This is a genomic window from Streptomyces sp. NPDC054770 (genome assembly GCF_053611985.1).
Genome location: NZ_JBSHBL010000006.1, coordinates 99,896 through 119,853, shown reverse-complemented (window position 1 = coordinate 119,853; position 19,958 = coordinate 99,896). Strand labels below are relative to the sequence as shown.

The 19,958-nt window shown below is 71.5% G+C and carries 14 protein-coding genes; 4 read left to right on the top strand and 10 right to left on the bottom strand.

Features of this window, described 5'->3' with window-relative positions; genetic code table 11:
• Window positions 1–16: 16 nt before the first annotated feature.
• From ACWGKQ_RS08455 to ACWGKQ_RS08420, 8 genes are all read right to left on the bottom strand, one after another.
• Window positions 17–1,723: an amidohydrolase gene (locus tag ACWGKQ_RS08455; RefSeq protein ID WP_453291104.1), complete on the bottom strand. Its 1,707-nt coding sequence runs from the start codon at window positions 1,721–1,723 to the stop codon at window positions 17–19.
• 320 nt (window positions 1,724–2,043) lie between these two features.
• Window positions 2,044–4,845 carry an AAA family ATPase gene (locus ACWGKQ_RS08450; RefSeq protein ID WP_453291103.1) on the bottom strand — a complete coding sequence of 934 codons (2,802 nt, stop codon included), beginning with the start codon at window positions 4,843–4,845 and terminating at the stop codon, window positions 2,044–2,046.
• A 332-nt stretch (window positions 4,846–5,177) separates the two neighbouring features.
• A complete protein-coding gene (locus ACWGKQ_RS08445; RefSeq protein WP_453291102.1) occupies window positions 5,178–5,699 on the bottom strand; it encodes a nuclear transport factor 2 family protein in 522 nt (173 codons plus the stop codon).
• 129 nt (window positions 5,700–5,828) lie between these two features.
• A complete protein-coding gene (locus tag ACWGKQ_RS08440) occupies window positions 5,829–6,668 on the bottom strand; it encodes a carbohydrate ABC transporter permease (RefSeq protein ID WP_453291101.1) in 840 nt (279 codons plus the stop codon).
• A complete protein-coding gene (locus ACWGKQ_RS08435; RefSeq protein WP_453291100.1) occupies window positions 6,665–8,032 on the bottom strand; it encodes an ABC transporter permease subunit in 1,368 nt (455 codons plus the stop codon). The genes ACWGKQ_RS08440 and ACWGKQ_RS08435 overlap by 4 nt, the downstream gene beginning before the upstream one ends.
• Window positions 8,033–8,037: 5 nt before the next feature.
• A complete protein-coding gene (locus tag ACWGKQ_RS08430) occupies window positions 8,038–9,369 on the bottom strand; it encodes an ABC transporter substrate-binding protein (protein WP_453291205.1) in 1,332 nt (443 codons plus the stop codon).
• Between the two features lie 71 nt (window positions 9,370–9,440).
• Entirely contained in the window at window positions 9,441–11,102 is a 1,662-nt protein-coding gene (locus ACWGKQ_RS08425; RefSeq protein WP_453291099.1) for a glycoside hydrolase family 13 protein, read from the bottom strand.
• A 130-nt stretch (window positions 11,103–11,232) separates the two neighbouring features.
• Entirely contained in the window at window positions 11,233–12,504 is a 1,272-nt protein-coding gene (locus tag ACWGKQ_RS08420; protein WP_453291098.1) for an ABC transporter substrate-binding protein, read from the bottom strand.
• A gap of 126 nt (window positions 12,505–12,630) precedes the next feature.
• Here ACWGKQ_RS08420 and ACWGKQ_RS08415 point away from each other — a divergent pair, with 126 nt between their 5' ends.
• From ACWGKQ_RS08415 to ACWGKQ_RS08400, 4 genes are all read left to right on the top strand, one after another.
• On the top strand, window positions 12,631–13,173 hold the full coding sequence (locus ACWGKQ_RS08415; protein WP_453291097.1) for a PadR family transcriptional regulator: 543 nt from the start codon (window positions 12,631–12,633) through the stop codon (window positions 13,171–13,173).
• A gap of 14 nt (window positions 13,174–13,187) precedes the next feature.
• Entirely contained in the window at window positions 13,188–13,967 is a 780-nt protein-coding gene (locus ACWGKQ_RS08410) for an ABC transporter ATP-binding protein (protein ID WP_453291096.1), read from the top strand.
• A gap of 47 nt (window positions 13,968–14,014) precedes the next feature.
• Entirely contained in the window at window positions 14,015–16,336 is a 2,322-nt protein-coding gene (locus ACWGKQ_RS08405; RefSeq protein ID WP_453291095.1) for an FtsX-like permease family protein, read from the top strand.
• A 124-nt stretch (window positions 16,337–16,460) separates the two neighbouring features.
• Window positions 16,461–17,096: a transmembrane-type terpene cyclase gene (locus tag ACWGKQ_RS08400; protein WP_453291204.1), complete on the top strand. Its 636-nt coding sequence runs from the start codon at window positions 16,461–16,463 to the stop codon at window positions 17,094–17,096.
• Window positions 17,097–17,113: 17 nt separating this feature from the next.
• Here the strand turns inward: ACWGKQ_RS08400 and ACWGKQ_RS08395 are convergent, their stop codons facing one another.
• Together ACWGKQ_RS08395 and ACWGKQ_RS08390 are read right to left on the bottom strand one after the other, a co-directional pair.
• On the bottom strand, window positions 17,114–17,929 hold the full coding sequence (locus tag ACWGKQ_RS08395; RefSeq protein WP_453291094.1) for an SAM-dependent methyltransferase: 816 nt from the start codon (window positions 17,927–17,929) through the stop codon (window positions 17,114–17,116).
• Window positions 17,930–18,117: 188 nt separating this feature from the next.
• Window positions 18,118–19,791, bottom strand: a complete 1,674-nt coding sequence (locus ACWGKQ_RS08390) for a sodium/solute symporter (protein ID WP_453291093.1) — start codon at window positions 19,789–19,791, stop codon at window positions 18,118–18,120.
• Window positions 19,792–19,958 lie beyond the last annotated feature (167 nt).

Sequence of the window (19,958 nt, the reverse complement as noted above, 5' to 3'; positions counted from 1 at the left end):
GGCGCCGTCGTACCCCTCAGGTCACCGGCGCCAGCGCGGGACCGGTGGTGCCGAGCTGCTCCGTGGCGACCACCTGCGGCACCGGCCAGGTCACCCCGGGCGGCGGCCAGCTCTGCCCGGTCTCCCGGAGGAAGGCGGCCGGCGGCTGGTAGAGCGGCGGCTGGGTGCCGTCGGGAATCATCGACGCCCAGGCCACGCCCGCCGTGCGGTCCTCGAACTCCTGCTTCATCGCCGCCAGTTGGTCGGGCTGCTCGATCAGGTCCACGGCGGCGGCCGCCAGATAGCGGGCCGCGGACAGCAGCGCCTGGTGGCCGATGTTGGTGGCCGCGGTCGCGGTGACGCCCCAGTTGTGGTTGGGGATCCCGGTCGGGTAGGCCGCGGACAGCAGGACGGCGGTGGGTGCCTGCCAGCTGATGTCCGCCGTGTCGGTGGACAGCCCGCCCGTGTACGACGCGGCCGGCGGCGTCAGCGGGGTCAGTTCCGTCGGCATGCCCGTCTCCGGCTTGCCCAGCGACTTCTGCACGGCCTTCGCCAGCGCGTGGTCGGCGTCGGTGAAGGCCGGCGCCCCGATCCGCGCCATGTTGTCGTTGAGCAGTTCCGCGCCGGCCTTGTTCGCGAGCAGGTTCCAGGTCGCGGAGTGGAACTTGTGCACCAGCCGGGTCTGGCTGGCCTGGGCGGCGGCCTGCGCGCACGCCACGATCTTGTCGTAGAGCACGCGGGCCCGCTCCGGGCTGCCCTCGCGGACGAAGAACCAGATGGAGCACATGTCCGGGGTCACGTTCGGGGCGCCGCCGCCGTTGATGACCGCGTAGTGGAAGCGGCCGGAGGCGGCGACGTTCTTCTCCCGCAGGTACTCCGACATCGTCGCCATCAGCAGGGCGCCGTCCAGGCCGCTCTTGTTGCCGAGGGGCGAGCCGCCGTGCCCGGAGGCGCCGAGGAACGTGAAGGTGGCCGAGACCAGGGCGCTGGTGGTGTTCCAGAACGGCATCGTGACGTTGAAGGGGTGCCAGTCCAGGAAGGCGTCGAGGCCGTCGTAGACACCGGCCTTGACGGCGTACGCCTTGCCGACGAGCTGTTCCTCCCCGGCGCTGCCGAACAGCTTCACGGTGGCCTTCAGGCCGTGCGCGCGGATCGCGTGCGCCGTCGCGATCGCGGCCGCGGTGCCGCCCGCGCCGAGGGCGTTGTGGGCGTCGCCGTGCCCGGCGCCGTACGAGGGGCCGTAGGCGTCGTAGTTGTACGCCAGCGGGTCGTGGCTGCCCGCGCCCTTCTTCTGGGACAGGCCCGGCAGGGCGTCGTACTCGGCGTTGAAGCCCAGGACCGGGCCGCCCGGGCCGCCGTTGCCGCAGGTCGCGACGAAGGCGGTCGGGAAGCCGCCGGCGCCCCAGGTGATGTCGAACCCGTTGGCCTTCAGCAGGCGGGCGGTGGCGAGGGAGGAGTTCCACTCCCGCAGGGACAGCTCGGCGTGCTCCCACACCTCGTCGCTCAGCCGCGTTATCGCGCCCTCGTGGGTGCCGATCCAGCCGAGCGCCGTCCGCTTCGCCTCGGTGTCCTCGGCCAGGCCCGTGGGTGCCCGGTAGTCGGCGGGAGAGACCCCGGTCCGCTCGTCGTATCCCAGGGTCGCCGCCAGCACCGGGTCCGCCTGGAGTACGGCGGCCGTGGTCGCGGTGGCGCTCAGGCCGAACATCTTCAGCAGGCGTCTGCGGCCCATGGTCACGTCTGTCATGCGGTCTCTCGTTTCGCCGGGTGCGTGGGGTGAACCGCCGTACGGCGGGGGCCGGTTCGGGAACGCCGGTGCCCGGCCGATGACCTGCGGCCCATGGCGGACTCCGATGACGGGTGGGGGGTGCGTCAGCCGGCTCGATACGTCTGGGATTCCCGGAGACGACAGGGTGAGCGAGGCGGAAGCGCTTGCACTCCGCCCGGTATATCAGCGGTTCCGGACACCGCCCCGAAGGTCCCGGACACCGCTGGCCGAAGGTGAAAGGACTTGGTGCGAAAAGGCACCCCCGCACGGCGGCCGGTGCCCGGCCTGCCCCCTGCCGCCTACCCGTCCGGTCGCTCCAGTCGCTCCAGCGCGTCGCGCAGGCCGGCGCGGGAGGTGACGCCCAGTTTGGGAAAGGCCTGGTAGAGGTGGGTCGAGACGGTGCGCGGGGAGAGGAAGAGCCGTTCCGCTATCTGCTTGTTGGACAGGCCCGCGGCCGCCAGGCTCGCGATCTCCCGCTGCTGCGGCGACAGCGCCGGCAGGTTCCGGGCCCGCACCGGGGCGCCGCAGGCGCGCAGTTCCGCGTCGGCCCGCTCGGCCCACGGGCGGGCGCCGAGCCGCCGGAAGGTCCCGGCGGCGGCCGTGAGTTGCTCGCGTGCCTGGGCCGACGCCTTGCCGCGGCGCAGCCGTTCGCCGTAGTAGAGGCGGATGCGGGCGTGGTCGAAGGGCCAGCGCTCGGCGCCCTCGACGGCCAGCGCCCGGTCGAACCAGCGCACCGCAGCCGCAGCGTTCTCGGCGGCCAGCGCGGCCGAGCCGCGCAGCACCATGCGCAGCCGCGGCGACACCGCGTCGAGCCCCGCGTCCCGGGCCGCCGCGACATGCGCGACGGCCTCCGCACGGCGGCCGGTGCGCACCGCGGCCTCCGCCAGGTCCAGGATCGCCCACAGCGCGTGCCCGGCGAACGGCGCGAACGTCCCGGCCGGCGAGATCGTGCACGCGTGCCGGTAGGCCGCCTCGTAGTCGCCCTGCGACAGGGCGATCAGCGTCCGGGCGTGGGCGGCGTAGCAGCGGACGGCACGACCGCGGCGGGAGCCGGCCCACTGGTCCATCTGGTCCGCGAACCCGCTCGCGACCTCGAAGTCACCGCAGGCCGCGGCGGTACAGGCGAGCACGAACTTGCCGGTCCAGGACCGCAGCGGATATTCGAGGTCCTCGCACCAGCGCAGGCCCTGGTGGACCACCCGCCGCAGCTCCGGCCACTGGCCGGTGAACCAGGCGTGGCTGCCCCACAGGAACGAGGCCTGGATGGCCGGGAAGATGTTCTCGCCGCGGAGTCCGCCGCGGGCCGTGAGCAGCAGCGGCTCCTCGATGTCGCCGAGCCGGTCCGCGTAGGCGCCGGCCGTGGCGATCCGTACGATCCGCACCGGGTCCGTCGTGCCCGGCAGCGCCCGGACGGCGGCGTCGAGCCGGGCCCAGTCGGCCGGGCGGGCCCGGGCCGGGTCGCCGAAGGTGGTCCGCATCAGCCGCAGGGTGTCCGGGACCGAGACGCACTTCGCCAGGGTCGCGTCGAAGTCCGCCCACAGCTCGGGCCGCCCGGCGTGCACGCACACCATGAACAGGGTGCTCAGCGCTTCGCACAGGGTGACGTCGGCGAGGTCGTACGGTTCGGGCTGGAGGGCGACCGCGCCGGACAGCAGCCGGTGGGCGGTGTCGAGGTCGCCGTAGCTGTTGAGGAGATACAGCGCGGCGGCCACCGCGACCGCCGGGGACTCCGCGTCCGGGGCGGCCTGCCGGGCCTCGTCCAGCAGCCGGGGCACGTCGCGCACGCTGCCGGTGAGGTTCGCGCCGACGTAGGCCGCCTTCGCTAGCCGCCGGGCGTACCCGGGGGCCGCCGGGCTCAGCTCGGCGGCGCGCACCAGGGCGGCCACCGCGTTCGGCCCGTCACCGCGGCGGCCGCTGACCTCGGCGGCCTCCTCCAGCAGCGCGGCGACCCGCTCGTCCGGCTCGACGGCGGCCTGCGCCAGGTGCCAGGCCCGCTGCTCGGGCACCCCGTCCCAGGCGCCGGCGAGCGCGCGGTGCACCGTGCGCCGCTGGTCGCCGGTCGACAGCTCCACCACCGCCGAGCGGATGAGCGAGTGCCGGAAGGTGAGCCGCCCGGTCGCCTGGTCGACCCGCACGAGCCGCGCGCGTTCCGCCGGGACCAGGTACGTCAGGTCGCCCCGCCCGGCCGCCGCCCGGCGCACGATCAGCAGGTTGCCGCTGCCCTCCAGCGCGGCCACGAGCAGCAGGTGCCGGGTGATCGGCGGCAGTGTCCCGATGCGGGCGGCGAAGGCCGACTGGAGCCGCTCGGTCAGCGGAATGCGGGCCGGCAGGGCCTGGGACGCGATGCGCTGGGACTCGCTGAGCGCGGCCGGGAGTTCCAGCAGCGCCAGCGGGTTGCCCTCGGCATCGGCGATCAGCCTCCGGCGCACTCCCGACGCCATCTCCGGGAACCGGAGGCAGAGCAGCTCGTCGCAGGCGGCCTCGCCGAGCGGGCCCAGTTCGTGCACCGGCAGCCCGCTGTGGTCGAAGAAGCTCTCCTCGCCGAGCCGGGCGGCGCAGGCCAGCCCCGTACCGGTGCCGTCGAGCCGGCGCGCCACCTGCCCGAGGACGACGGCGCTGGCCCGGTCCAGCCACTGGGCGTCGTCCAGGACGAGGAGCGAGGGCCGCTCCCGCGCGAGGCCGACGGCCAGCTCCACCACGGCCTCGGCGACCGCGTCGGGCCCGGGCGCGGTGCCCGGCTCGAAGCCGAGGGCCCCGGCGAGGGCGGGTGTCCGCACCGCCCGTGAGTGGAACGCGGGTACCGACGTCAGCAGTTGCTGCAGGGCGCCGTAACTGGCCTGTGCCCGGTACTGCACCCCGGCGGCCCTCAGCACCCACAGCCCCGCGGCCTCGGCGCCCCGGACGACGGCGTCGAGCAGCGCCGTCTTCCCGACCCCCGGGTCCCCCAGCACCACGAGCGAACCACCGCCGCCCGGCCGCGGGACGCCGGCCAGGAAACCGTCCAGCCGCGCCAGGTCGGCCTCCCGCCCGATCAGACCTCCGGTGGACAACTCCCGTATCGGCGCCGGGGGTTCGGGGGCGAAGCCGCCGGTGTCGGGCATGGAACGGGCTCCTGGCGAGGGTGTGCGGCGAGCAGGGATGTCCCATGATGCGTGACAGGGTGCCGATCGCCCTCATCGTTGCGAACAGGGGCGCGTCGCCCGGTCCGCGACGGCCCTCAGGAGATGGCGGCGGCTCGGCGGACCGGCGCCCGGATGCGCTTTCAGCAGCGGCTGGTCGCTCTGTCCCCTGCAGTCGCTCGCACAGGGCGACCAGCGCTCAGGACACGGGTGTTGACCGTCCTTGGCGGTGCTGGTGATGCCGACCGGGTCGAACCAGGACGTGACCTCGCACATCGGCGCTGCCGGACACCCCCTGGTGCGCCCGGGAGGGGTCAGGTGGCGGTCCCGAACTCGGACTGGCCGAGGTCGAAGTAGTCCACCCAGGAGGTGAACCGCCGGAAGTCCGGCGTCAGCTCGAAGACGCCGACGATCGGGAGGTCGACGTCGTGGTCGGCGTTCGTGTAGCGGTACGAGTCGACGCGGGTCGCGATGACCGTGTTCCGCCAGGAAACAGCCTGCTGGATGTCGAGGGTGGTGTACTGGAGAATCCGGATCTGCTCCGCGAGGGCCTGCTGGATCGCGTCGCGGCCCGTGATGACGCCCGGCAGGGGAATGTTCTGGTAGGTGGCGTCCTCGGCGAAGAAGGCGGCCAGTTCGGCGGCGTCCAGGTTCGACCAGGCGGTGCAGAACCGCTGGACGAGGGCGGTGCCCGGGCCCGGTTGCAGTGCGCCGTCGGTCTCCGGGAGCGGGGGCGCCGCCGAGGCGGGGGCCCCGGCGGTCGCTAACCCGATGGCGCCGAGGGAAGCGCCCCCGGCGGCCCGGAGGAGTCCTCTTCTGGTGGAGCGGATGTCCATGCCGAACTCCGTTGCTCGTGCGGCGGATTGTGTCGCCTGTGTAGCAGCGGGCCGCCATGGCGCCGTGAACGTGACTCGGGTGGCCGCCCGAAGGGGAAGAGGCTCCGCCCGAAGGGGAGCCTCTCCGGACTACTTGACCGACCCCGCCATCACGCCCTGTACGAAGTGCCGCTGGAAGGCGAAGAACACCGCCACGGGCACCACGAGGGACAGGAACGCGCCCGGTGCCAGCACATCGATGTTGCTGCCGAACTGCCTGATCTGTGACTGGAGTTCGACGGTGAGCGGCTGCGAGGAAGGGTCCGCGAACAGCAGCGCGACCAGCATGTCGTTCCAGACCCACAGGAACTGGAAGATGGCGAGGCTGGCGATGGCCGGCCGGCCCACCGGCAGCACCAGCCGGGTGAAGATCCGCCACTCGCTGCCGCCGTCCATCCGGGCGGCCTCCAGCATCTCCTTGGGCATCTCGGCGAAGTAGTTCCGCAGCAGGAACACCGCGAACGGCAGTCCGTAGGCCACGTGGAACAGCACCACGCCGGGAATCGTGCCGAACAGCCCCAGTTGCCCGAAGAGTTTGGCGACGGGCAGCAGGCCGATCTGCACCGGTACCACCAACAGGGCGACCACCAGCAGGAACACGGGCTCGCGGCCCGGGAAGTCCAGCCAGGCGAAGGCGTATCCGGCCAGCGCGGCCACCACGACCACCAGGGTGGTCGCCGGCACCGAGATCAGCACGGTGTTCCAGAAGGCCTGGGTCATGCCCGAGTTCTTCAGCAGGGCCGAGTAGTTGTCGAAGGACAGCTGCCCGGGCCTGGCGAGCGCCGTCCACCAGCCGCTGCTCGCCGAGTCCTGCGAGGACCGCAGCGAGGACAGCAGCAGCCCGGCGAGGGGGGTGAGCCAGACCAGCCCGACCACCACGAGGAAGACCTGCACCACGGCGTTGCCCAGGCCGCGCCTGATCGCGTTCATCGCTGACTCCTCCGGAAGCGCCGGACGTTGAAGGCCATGGCCGGGACGACCAGGACCAGGAGCAGCACGCCGAGGGCGCTGCCGAGGCCCTGGTTGTTGCCGCCGCCGAAGGACACCAGCCACATCCGGGTCGCGAGGACGCCCGCGTCCTCCTGCACCTGCCCCGGCGCGATGATGTAGACGAGGTCGAAGACCTTCATCACGTTGATGACGAGGGTCACGAACACCACGGTGAGCACCGGCGCCAGCAGCGGCACGGTGATGCGCCGGAAGATCTGCCACTCGTTGGCGCCGTCCATCCGGGCGGCCTCCAGGGCGTCCCGGGGCAGGGCGGCCAGGCCGGCGCCGATCAGCACCATCGCGAACCCGGTCCAGATCCACAGGTAGGCGCCGATGATGGCGGGCGTGACCAGGGCGGGGCCGAGCCAGGAGACGCCCTGGTAGGGCTGGGCGAAGTTGGAGGCCGGCAGCGCGACCCGGTAGGAGCCGGCCGCAAGTCCCGTGAAGCGGAAGGAGCCGTCGGCCGCGGTGGTGGTGCTCGCGACCGCCTTGCCGTCGGCGGCGCGTACCGCCTCGACCTTCATCCGCGGCAGCCCGCTCTCCCCGCGGTCGACCACGCCGGGACTGCCGCCGCCGCCCGGGGTGAAGTCCAGGTAGACCACCCCGCCCAGACCACCGGCCGCGGCCTTGCGGTGCGCCGCCGGGTAGGCGGGCTGTGCGCCGCCCGGCAGGTCCTTCGGTGCGACGCCCACCAGTCCGAGCGTCACCGTGTCGCCGGGCCCGAGGTTCGCGGCCGTGCGGTACGAGCCGTCCTTCTCGGCCGTGAGGTCCTGGCCGGTGCGGGCGCGGGCGGTGGGGTACTCGGCGGTGCCCTTGAACGCGTTGTGCACGGTGACCACGGCCGCGTTGAGCACGCCCTTGTGCGGGTCCTCGTCGTAGGCGAGCCGGAAGATGATGCCGGCGGCCAGGAAGGACACCGCCATCGGCAGGAACATCAGCAGCTTGAAGGCGGTCGCCCAGCGCACCTTCTCCACCAGCACCGCGAGGATCAGGCCGAGCCCGGTGAGCAGGGTGGGGGCCACCAGCACCCAGATCACGGTGTTGCGGATGGCCTTGAGGGTCGCCGGGTCGCGGAACATCTCGGTGTAGTTGTCGCCGCCGACGAACCGGGTGCCGGACGCGTCGAAGAAGCTGCGGCCGATCGAGAACAGCACCGGGTAGACGACCAGCGCGCCCAGCAGGAGCAGAGCCGGGAAGACGAAGAGCAGGGCGATGATCCGCCCGCGGCGCCGGGTCCGTCTGGCACGTTCGGCCTGCCCGGTGGACGGTGGACTGGTCTTCTCCGAGACCACGGTCGCGGTCACGGCCGTCAGCCCTTGTAGGCCTTGGCCGCGGCGGTCTCCAGCTGCGCGGCCGTCGCCTTCGGGTCGGACGGGTCGGCCAGGAAGTCCTGGAGGATCTTCCACTCGCCGGCGCCCTTGGTGCCGCCGAAGGCCGCGGGTGCCTGGTCGGACATGTCGAAGCGGACCGAGTCGCCGCCGCCCACCAGGGACTTGGCGATGGCGCGGGTGACGTCGTCGCCGTAGGAGGACAGGTCCAGGTTCTTGTTCGGGGAGAGGAAGCCGCCTTCCTTCGCCCAGACGGCCGCGGCCTCCGGCGTGGCCAGGTACTCCAGGAGCTTCATGCCGGCCGTGGCGTTCTTGGCCGCCTTCAGGACGACCGCCGCGTCACCGCCGCTGACCACGGGGGCCGTGCCGCCGTCGACGGCCGGGAACGGGAAGAACGTCGCGTCCTTGCCGATCGTCTTGCCGAACGTGTCGTGGGCGACCCCGGCGACGAAGTCGCCCTCGTAGACCATGGCGGCCTCCGGCTTGGGTCCGAAGACCTTCTCCACCGAGCCCGGGAAGTCGGTGTTGAGTGCCTCCTTCTGGCCGCCCGCGATCAGCTGCTTGTCCTTGAAGAGGGTGCCGAGCGTGCCGAGTGCCTTGACCACGGACGCGTCGGTCCACTTCAGCTTGTGGGCGGCGAGGGCGTCGTACTTCTCGGGTCCGGCCTGGGAGAGGTAGATGTTCTCGAACCAGTCGGTGAGGGTCCAGCCGTCCGCGCCGCCTATGGAGAAGGCGGCGAGCCCCGAGTCGGAGACGGTGTGCCCGTCCTTGAGCAGGTCGGCCCAGCTGGTGGGCGGCTTGACGCCGGCCTGGTCGAGGGCGTCGGGGCTGTACCAGACGGTGGACTTGTCGGCGGCCTTGAAGTAGAGGCCGTAGAGGGTGCCGCCGACGCTGCCGTAGTTCTTCCAGACCGGCGCGAAGTTGCTGTCCACGGACTGCTGGGCGGTCGTGGACAGCGGCTTCAGCCAGCCGCTCTTCGCGAACTGCTGGAGCACGCCGACCTGCGGGACCATGACGACGTCGGGGGCGTTGCCGCCCTCGATCTTGCTGCCGATGACGGTGGAGACGTTGTCGCCGGTGGAGACGAACTGGGTCTTGGCGCCGGTCTTCGCGCTGAACGCGTCGAGGACCTTCTGGAAGCTCTTCAGTTCGTCCCCGGACCAGACGCCGGCCACGGTGACGGTCTGGCCGCTGAGCGCCTTGGCGCCGCCGCCGGCCGCGACCGGGCCGCTGCTGCCGCCGCAGGCGGTGGCGCCGAGCGCGAGGACGAGGGCGGTGCAGCCGCCGAGCAGGGTGGTGCGTCGTCGCATCATCATTGATGTCCCTTCGGAAGAGCGTGAGTCGAGCGTTGTGCGGGGAGGGTTCGGAGGGGTTCGGAGGGGGTTCAGAGGTCGTTGATCCACCAGGCGGCGGTGGAGCCGGGCAGTACTCCGGCGGGGCAGGGGCCGCTGGCGAGCAGGGGGGTGCCGGAGACGGAGGCCGGGGTGGGTGTCGTACCGAAGTTGACGGCGCAGACCAGGCCGTCGCCGCGGACGAAGCCGAGGACGCCGGGCGGGGTGTCCAGCCACTCCAGCGGGCCGTCGCCCAACTGGGGCAACTGGGACCGGAGTTGGAGTCCGTCGCGGTACAGGTGCCAGAAGGAGCGGGTGTCGGCGAGGGCGCGGTCGGTGGCGTACTCGGCGAAGTAGTCGGGCTGCGGCAGCCAGGGCCGGGCCCCTTCGGCGCCGGAGGTGAAGCCGAACGGGGAGGCCTGTCCGGACCACGGGAGCGGGACCCGGCAGCCGTCCCGGATCCGGGCCCGGCTGCCGGTGCGCCGGAAGATCGGGTCGGTGAGCACGTCGTCGGGCAGGTCGACCACCTCGGGCAGGCCCAGCTCCTCGCCCTGGTAGATGTAGGCGGCACCGGGCAGCGCCAGCATCAGCAGGGCTGCGGCGCGGGCCCGGGCGGCGCCGAGTCCGCTGCCCTCCGGGGTGGGCTCGCCGTAGCGGGTGACCGTACGCACCTGGTCGTGGTTGTTGAGGACCCAGGTGACGGTGGAGCCGGTGCCGGCGATGTCCTGCATGGCCTCGCCGATGACCTTGCGGAAGGCGTCGGCGTTCCACGGCGCGCTCAGCAGGTCGAAGAAGAAGGCCTGGTGGAGTTCGTCGGGCCGGACGTACAGCGCGTGGTCGCGGGCGGTCGGCACCGACACCTCGCCGACGAGGAGGCGTTCGCGGCCGTCGCGGGCCGTGTACTCCTCGCACACCGCGCGCCAGTGCCGCCAGACGCCGTGCACCTCGGGCCGGTTCCAGGCGAGCGGGTTGACCGAGTCCCGGGTGCGCGCGTCGGCCTCCGGGTCCGGGGAGTCGGGCAGCTCGGGGTGCTTGAAGAGGCCGGCGGCGACGTCGATGCGGAAGCCGTCGACGCCCCGGTCGAGCCAGAAGCGGAGCACCTGGTCGAACTCGGCGGCGACCTCGGGGGTGCGCCAGTTCCAGTCGGGCTGCTCCGGCGCGAACATGTGCAGGTACCACTGCCCGGGCCGGCCGTCCGGCTCGGTCACCCGGGTCCAGGCCGGGCCGCCGAACATGGAGTGCCAGTTGTTGGGCGGCTCGGAGCCGCCCGGGCCCCGGCCGTCGGCGAAGTGGAACCGGCCGCGCTCCGGGCTGCCGGGGGCCGCGGCGAGGGCCTGCCGGAACCACGGGTGCTCGTCGGAGCAGTGGTTGGGGACGATGTCGAGCAGCACCCTGATGCCGAGCCGCCGGGCGGCCGCCGTCAGCAGGTCGAACTCGGCGAGGTCGCCGAAGAGCGGGTCCACGTCGCGGTAGCCGGCCACGTCGTAGCCGTGGTCGTGCTGCGGCGAGGGGTAGAAGGGGCTCAGCCAGATCCCGTCGACACCGAGCTTCTTCAGGTACGGCAGCCCGGCCCGGACGCCGGCCAGATCGCCGATGCCGTCGCCGGTGCTGTCCAGGAAGCTGCGGACGTACACCTGGTAGATCACTGCGTCACGCCACCAAGGGTGCCTGTTCAACCCGTTGACCTGTCTGTGCGAAGGGCAGCAGTTATGCATGCATGTTAAGTAGCCGTGTCGCGAAGGTGTCAACGAGTGAGCGGGATACTACTGCCGAGTTAGGCTTTATACACGGATATTTCATCCACTTGTGAGCACGGATGAGACCGTGGCGTTACCTAACAAGTAACTAGCGAGCGGAGAGGGCGGCCAGTTCCCGCGCGAGCCGGCGCACCGCCGCCGCGGGCGTCTCGTGCCCGGTCATCGCGTCGTGCACGACGGCCTGCACCACCAGGCTGACCTGGTCGTAGCGCGGGCTCTTGGGGCGCGGCCGGGCCGCCTGCACACTGGCGCGCAGGGTCGGCAGATAGGGGAACTCCCGGATCAGCGCGGGGTCGTCGTACAGCGCGGCGCGCACCGGCGGCAGCGCGCCGCGGGTGAGGACCTGGCGCTGCACGGGTGCGCTGGTGAGGTACGCGATCAGCCGCGCGGCCGAGTCGGGGTGCCGGGCGTGCGTGTTGACGGCCAGGTTGGAGCCGCCGAGGACACTGGTCCCGGGCCCGTCGGGCCCGGGCAGCGGTACGGCGCCGACCTTGCCGGCGACCGCCGAGCCCCTGGCCGAGGCGCCGACGTACGCGTACGGCCAGTTGCGCAGGAAGAGCAGGTGGCCGTCCTGGAAGGCCTGTTTGGACTCCTGCTCCGTGTACGTCAGGGCGGCCTTGGGGATCCAGCCCTCCCGCACCCCGCGGGCGAGGAACCCGATGCCCTCGCGGGCCGCCGCGGAGTCCACGGTGACCCGGGCGCCCTCGTCGCCGAGGATGGTGCCGCCGGCCGAGTAGACGGCCTCGGCGGCGTTCACGGTGAGCCCCTCGTAGGGCAGGAACTGGCCCGCGTAGCCGCCGAGTCCGTACTTCGGCGCGATGGTCTTCGCGTCCTGCTCCAGCTCGGCCCAGGTGCGCGGCGGACGCACCCCCTCCTTGGCGAGGACGTCCGCGCGGTACAGGAGCAGGCCGGCGTTGGTGACGTACGGGACCGCGTACAGCCGTCCGTCGTAGGTCGCCGTGTCGACGACCCGCGGCAGGAAGGTGCCCAGCGGGAAGCGGTCGCGGGGCAGCGGCCGGATCCAGCCCGCCGCGGCGAACTCCGAGGTCCAGGCGACGTCGATGTTGAGGACGTCGAACCGGCTGCGGTCGCCGCCGCGCAGGTCGGTGACCATCTGCGCGTGCGCCTCGTCGGTGGCGTCGGGGAGTTCGACGAGGGTGACCCGCTCGCCGGGGTGGGTGCGGTTCCAGCCCTCCAGGAGCGGGCCGAGATAGCCCGTGAGGTCCCCCGCGGTGGCCAGGGTCAGCGGGCCGCGCCCGCCGCCGTCCCCCGCTCCGGAGTGCGCGCCCGAGGCGACGTAACCGGTCATGACCACGACCAGAGCCAGGAGACCCCTACCCGCGGCACGCAACCACCGCATAGGTTCCTCCCTGTGCACCGCGACCGCACGGGGCACCTTCACCCCGAGTCGGAGGCCATGTATACCTGTTAGGTATGGGCGATACTAGGGTGCGGAGCACAATCGGTAGACAGGAGGACTGCACACGTGCGCCTGCCCCTCCTGGCACTCCTCGCGCGCGGTCCGGCCCACGGCTACGAGCTGAAGCAGGACCTTGAGCAACTGCTGGGCTCCGCGTACCCTCAGCCGAACATCGGCCAGGTCTATGTGACCCTGGGCCGTCTGGAGAAGCAGGGGCTGATCGAGGGCGAGGACGTCGAGCAGTCCAGCCGTCCCAACAAGAAGGTCTACCACCTCACCGAGGCCGGGCAGGACGAACTCCGCGCCTGGTTCGAGAAGCCCGAGGACGAGCCCCGGGTGCGGGACGAGTTCTTCATGAAGCTGGCGCTCGCTCCGCAGACGGGACTCGCCGACCAGATCGCCCTGATCAACCGGCAGCGGCGGCAGTACCTGACCACGATGCGCAGCCTGTCGAAGCTGGCCGCCGCCGAGAACCGCGACAACCGGATCGCCCACCTGCTGATCGAGGGCGCGATGCTGCACCTGCAGGCCGACCTCGACTGGCTGGAACGGTGCCAGGAGGAACTGGAAGACCTGGCAGGACTGGCAGGACGGGAAGAACCGGAATGACTGGAGGAGCTGGAATGAGCGAGACTCCCGCTCCTGTGCTGCGCGCCGAGGGCCCGGTCACTCCCGTGCTGCGCGCCGAGGGTCTGGTCAAGACGCATCACGGCGAGGGCGCCCCGGCCCGGGCCGTCCGCGGGGTGGACCTCGCCCTGCGGCCGGGCGAGTTCGTCGCCGTCACCGGTCCTTCCGGGGCCGGCAAGTCGACGCTGCTGCACCTGCTGGGCGGACTCCAGCGGCCGGACGCGGGCAGCGTCTGGCTGGACGGCACCCGCGCGGACGACTGGAGCGAGGCCCGCTGGGCCGTCGAGCGCCGCAAGCGGATCGGGATCGTCTTCCAGTTCTTCAACCTGGTGTCGAACCTGTCGGTGGCCGACAACGTGGAGCTGCCCGCGCTGCTCGCCGGTGTCCCCCCGAAGCAGGCACGGACCAAACGCATGGAACTCCTCGCCGAACTGGGCCTCGACGGCAAGGACCGCAGCCTGCCCGGCGAACTGTCCGGCGGCGAACAGCAGCGGGTCGCCCTCGCCCGCGCCCTGGTCAACCACCCCCCGCTCCTCCTCGCCGACGAACCCGCCGGCAGCCTGGACAGCAAGGGCACCCGCGAGGTGATGCGGCTGCTGTCCCGCTTCCACGGCCGCGGCCAGACGATCCTGCTGGTCACCCATGACGCCCGGCTGGCCAGCGCCGCGGACCGGGTGATCAGCTTCTTCGACGGCCGGATAGCCGACGACGCGGAACTCGACGGCACGCCCACGCGCGGCACCGGGATATCCGGCGTGCTGGAACTGACGGACTGACGGGCCGAGATGCGGACGTACGACGTCCCCCCGAGGGGCTGATGCGCATGCGGGCCACCCTGCGCTGGGCGCACTCCGATCTGCGCACGCACCGCGGCGAGGCACTGTTCCTGGTGCTGGCCACGGTCGGGACAGTCCTGTCGCTGCTCCTCGCGACGGCCCTGTTCGGCTACGCCACCAACCCCTGGCAGCGCGTCTTCGAGCAGAGCCGCGGCGCGCACGTGTGGCTGCACACCGCCAGATCCGCGCAGCTGTCGAAGCTCGCCGGGCTGGACGGCGTCGAGTCGGAGGCCGGCCCGTACGCCACCGAGTCCACCACCCTCACCTCCCATGGCACCCGCGCCGCCGTGGAACTCCGCGCCACCCCCCAGCACCTCACGATCGCCCGCCCGCTGCTCGTCTCCGGCCGCTGGCTCGACCCGGCCACCCCCGACGGCGTGGTCCTGGAGACCCGTCTCGCCCGCGCCCTGCTCGCCGAGCCCGGCGACACGCTCACCCTGCTCGGCACCAGCCGTACGGTGACCGTGCTCGGCATCGCCGACACCGCCGAGCAGCGCTACGACCCGGACGAGCAGCCGGGCCTGGTCTGGGCCCCGCCGTCGGTCGTCCACGCCCCGAACGGCCAGGTCATCGGCTTGCGCCTGACGAACCCCGACGACACGGACTACCGCGTGCAGCGCGCCGTGACCGTGCTGGGTCCCGGCGCGGTCGGCGAGGTCGACACCTGGCAGCAGGCGCGCGCCGAGGCGCAGGGCGACAACCGGCTGCTCGGCCAGGTACTGGGCCTGTTCGGACTGGGCGCGCTGATAGCCGCGGGCCTGGCCGTCCACGGCGCGATCACCACCCGCATCCGCGGCCACCTCCGCGACATCTCCATCCTCAAGGCGATCGGTTTCACCCCGGACCAGGTGGTCCGCGTCTTCCTCCTCCAGCACATCGCGTACGCGCTCCTGGGCGCCGTGACCGCGGCCGCCCTCACCCGGTCCCTGGGCAGCAGGCTCCCCGGCCGCCTCGGCGACGCGATCGCCCTCTGGCAGGGCCTGCCCGGCCACGCGCTGACGCTCGTCGCGATCCCGGCGGGCGCGGTCCTGTTCATCGCCGCGACGACGGGCCTGGCGGCGTGGCGGGCCGGCCGGGTGCCACCGGTCCCGACACCGCTCCCGTCGATCCGTGGCGCAGCCACCGTCACCGCCATCGCCATCGCCCCGCAGTCCGCCGCCCGCCTCTCCGCCCCGGCCCGGCGGGCACTGGGCCTGCGGGTACCCCCCGCACTTGTCCTGGGCTGGCACACCGCGTTCGCCCGCCGGACCCGGTCGCTGACGACCGTGGCGCGACTGGCCCTCCCCCTCCTCCTCATCGTGGTGGCGATGAGCGCGTGGACCACCATCAGCCGCTTCCACAGCGACCCCGGCCGGATCGGACTCCCGGCCGCGCTCACCGTCCACACCGACACGGGCCTGGACGACCGCGACACCCGCGCCCTGCTGACCCGGGACCCGCAGGTCGCCGCCGCCTACCCGGGCGTGGAAGTGGCCGCACTGGTCCCCGGCCAGACGGCCACGATCGCCCTGCGCGGCTTCGGCACCGACCGCGCCCCCTACCCGTACGCCCTGGCCGAGGGCCGCTCCCCGCGCCACACCGACGAGGCGGTGGCCGGCCAGGGCCTGCTCGACCTGCTGGACGCGCGCGTCGGCGACTGGGTGCGGATCACCGTCAGCAAGCAGCCGCAGATCCTGCACATCGTCGGCCGCAGCATCGAGACGGAGAACGCCGGCCGGGTCATCTCCACGTCCCTGGACACCCTGCGCGACAACAACCCCCGGCTCACCCCCACCCTCTACCAGGTGCGCCTGCGCCCCGGCACCGACGTACGCCGGGCCGCCCTCCGGTTGTCCGCCGCCGGCCACGGCCACCTGGACGTCCACACCGTGACCAACCCGGCGGACGGCCTCTCCCCGCTGCGCGGAGTGGCAGCCGGCGTGATCGCGGTCCTGGCCCTGATCGGCCTGATCGAACTCCTCACCGCCATCGGCGGCACGGTACGCGAGGGCGAACGCGACCTGCTCGCCCTCAAGGCCATCGGCCTCACCCCACGCCAGATCACAGGCGTCACCGTCACGGCCACCGCCTGCACCGCACTGGCAGCGGTCCTGGCGGGCACGGCCCTCGGCACCCCGCTCGCCCACTGGCTGATCAACACCCAGGGCAGATCGAGCGGCATCGGCGCGGGCATCGCCCAGAGCCCGCCGTTCCTGCTCCTGCTCCTGCTCGGCACGGCCGCGGTCCTGGGCGCGGCGGTCCTGTCCGCGCTCCCGGCGGCCCGAGCGGCCCGCCGCCGCCTGGCGGACACGCTGAGCGCGGTGGCCTGAGCCGCTACCCGTAGAGGCACAGCGTCCACCCGAACGGGACCGCATGCCTCATACCGGAACGACACACACCAGCCGCATGCCTACAGTCACGGCAACCCGGGATGTGAAAGGTCCACCGTTGACAGTGCAATTGGCCGTGGCCCTCACCCTTGTGAGCGGCATTGCCTGGACGATCGTCTACATCGAGGCGGCCCGCATCGGCTTCCGCGACCGCACGTACGGGATGCCGGTGGCGGCGCTGGCCCTGAACCTGGCGTGGGAGTGGACGTACGCGGTGCGTTCGATGGTGGTCGGCTCGTCCTTGCTGGGCGTCATCGAACTCATCTGGGCCCTGGCCGACTTGCTCATCGTGTACACGTATCTCCGGTACGGCCGGGCCGAGTTCCCGTCCTTCGTCACCCGGTGGATGTTCATGGGCTGGAGCGTGTTGCTGCTCATCGTCGCGTTCGCCGTCCAGCTGCTGTTCCTGACGCACTTCGGCGCAAAGAACGGCGGCGGCTACTCGGCGTTCCTCCAGAACCTGCTGATGTCGGGCCTGTTCATCGCGATGTTCGTGGCACGGGATGGCGGCCTGCGCGGGCAGTCACTCACGATCGCGGTGGCGAAGTGCCTGGGCACCCTGGCCCCGACGCTCCTCTACGGAGTCGTCTTCCACACCGCGTTCTACCTGGTCGTCGGCATCGCGTGCGGTGCGCTCGACGTCGTGTACATCGGCCTGTGCCGGCAGGCGAAGCGAACCGGTCGCGCCGCCCTCGCCTGACCGTTCGGCTCCGTCCTCTACGGCTTCCGCGCAAGCCCACCGTGCTCGGCGACGATCTCCGGAACGCCCGAACCGGCCTCCGGCCGCCACTCCGTCACCGACACGACACCGGGTTCGACAAGCTCCAGACCGTCGAAGAACGCGCTGATCTCGTCAATGCTGCGCAGGTTGTAGGGCACGGCGCCGCTGTTGTTGTAGGCGTCCTGGGCCTGCTCGAAGACGGGGTCGATGCCGCGCGACCCGTCGTTGACGGAGAGGTAACTGCCCGAGGGCAGGGCGTCCATCAGCGTGGTGACGATGGCACGGGCCTGGTCGTGGTCGGCGACGTGCCCCAGGATGTTGCTGAGAATGAGCGCGGTGGGCCGACCGAAGTCCAACGTCCTGGCGGCGGCCGCGAGAATCCGCTCCGGGTCCGTCACGTCGGCATCGATGTAGGCGGTCGCGCCCTCCTCGGTGGAGGTGAGCAGCGCACGGGCGTGCGCGAGCACCATCGGATCGTTGTCGACGTAGACGATCCGCGCCTCGGGAGCGAGCCCCTGGGCGACCTCGTGGGTGTTCTGCGCGGTCGGAAGCCCGGTACCGACGTCCAGGAACTGCCGGATACCCGCCTCGGACACGAGATACCCGATGTTCCGCCGCAGGAAGGCCCGGCTGCTGCGGGCGATGGTGACGATCCCGGGAAACACCTCGGTGTAGGCGTCACCGGCCGCCTCGTCGACGGGGTAGTTGTCCTTGCCGCCGAGCCAGTAGTTCCAGATACGGGCGGAATGCGGCACCGACGTGTCGATCTTCTGCTGCTCGGCCGGGTCGGGCGTTGCCACGTGGTCGGTCATGGGGTGTGCACGTCCTTCGGCCGGGGCGGGGATCGTTCGTGGCACATCTTACGATCCAACTCCCCTTTCTTTCCTACTAGTTCGTGCCCTTCCTCAGTCAGGCAGGCGGGTACTCCGCACGACCGGACAGTACCGAGAGATCGCGCAGGTGACCGAGACACGGACATGCCGACCAAGCTGCGGCTGCCTCAGAACGCTTGGCCAGGACGCCGTTCTCGAACCTCGCCCCGGAGCATACGTCTGGCGCCCTCGCGGACAGTCTCGTCGATCAAAGCCTCGGGCCGGCCCCTTCGCCGGCCGGAGTTTCCGCTGACCAGACTTCCCGTCCATCCCAGCAGAAACCCGGCGGGGATCGAGACCAGAGCGACCGTCTGCAGCGGGTACCAGTTGAGGTGCCGGTGCGGGAAGAGCGCGAATGCGGTCCCCGAGAATGCCGGGGAGGAGAGTTGCAGGACCAGGGCGCATGCGAGCCCTCCGTACAGCGTCCAGAGAAGGCCTGTTCGGGTGTAACCCGTCCAGAAGGTGGAGTAGATCAGCGCAGGCAGCACTGTGGAGGCGGCAATGGCCATGGCCAGAGGTATCAGGAACTGAATGTTCCATCCCTGGACCGCGACGGCGAGTGCCATGCTCAGGCCCCCGATGCCCACCCCGGCCCAGCGGGCGGCCAATACCCCGGTGCTCTCGTCGGAGCGTGCGCGTTTCGTGTGGGAGCGGATGTCGTGGGCGACAGAGGCGGCAGCGGAGAGAGTGAAGCTCGCACTGGCAGCCAGGACGGCGGCGAATACCGCGCAGGCCACGAGTACGAAGAACCACGCCCCACCTCCCGTGCTCGGGCCGCCCGCCAGTTGGCTTGCCAGCCGCAACAAGGCACTGGCGCCGCCTGGATCGGTCGCGGCGATGGCCCGGTTTCCGACGATGGCTGCGGCCCCGAGCCCCATGACGGCGGCAAGCAGACAGAAAGCCGCCGTGATCGTGATGGCGTGGCGGACGACCCGCCGGGCGGACGGGCCATCAGCTGTCGTGTTGATGCGCATCACTACGTGCGGCATAGAAGCGACGCCGAAGACAATGGTCAGCTGAAGGCCTATGAAGTCAAGGCCGGCGCTGGTGGCCGAAGCGCCGGAGACCGCGCTCATGCCCTGGCCGAGGAAACGGTCGGGAAAGGAACTGCCTTTGCGTGCAGCGCTGATGAGCGCGTCGACACTCCATTGGAAGTGGGAGAGCACGAGGGCGACGGTGATCAGACTGGCCGCGGCAAAAACAGCCGCTTTGAGGATGTGGAGGGCGCTCGCGCCGCGCATCCCCCCGAAGGCAGCCGCACATATGACCAATGATCCGATCATGAGGGAAAGTACTTGCTGCGCTCCGGGGCCGGAGAGGCCGAAGAGCAGCGCAGTGGAAACTCCCACTCCGGCGATCTCGAACATGAGCAACAGGACGCAGATGGAGAGAGTGACCACGGCCCCCGCGATGCGTACCGAAGGGCTCTCAGCACGTCGAGCGAACAGATCTCCGACGGTGAAGCGGCCATGGTTGCGCATAGTCTTCGCGAGCAGGAGCAGGACCCCGAGGGAGAGCAGCAGGCTCAGCACGACGAAGAGGCCGTCGTATCCGCTGACGGCAATGGTTCCGGTGGTCCCGAGTATGGTGCCGGCAGGGATGCATTCACTGGACAGGGCAAGGGCATTGCGAAGTGTGCCCGTATGACGCCCTCCCCGGTAGTAGGCGCTTACCAGATCTCCCTCCGGATCGGCCGTCAAACTGAAGAAGAGTGCGCCGACCAAGAAGATGAGGAAGCCGATTACCAGGACCTGCGATGTGCCGCGCCCTACGAGTATCGGGGCTGCCGATTCGAGCACCATGGTCGCTAATTCGCCTTTCCAGGTCCGGAGTTGTCGTACCGGGCGGCCGTCCAGAGGAGCAGCGCGCCCTGGACGAGGAGGAGCGCCAGGCCTACCGTGATTTCTCCGAAGACCCGGGATCTCAGCCACGCCGGATTCAGGGCCGAGAGAGTCAGTTCACCGAGGAA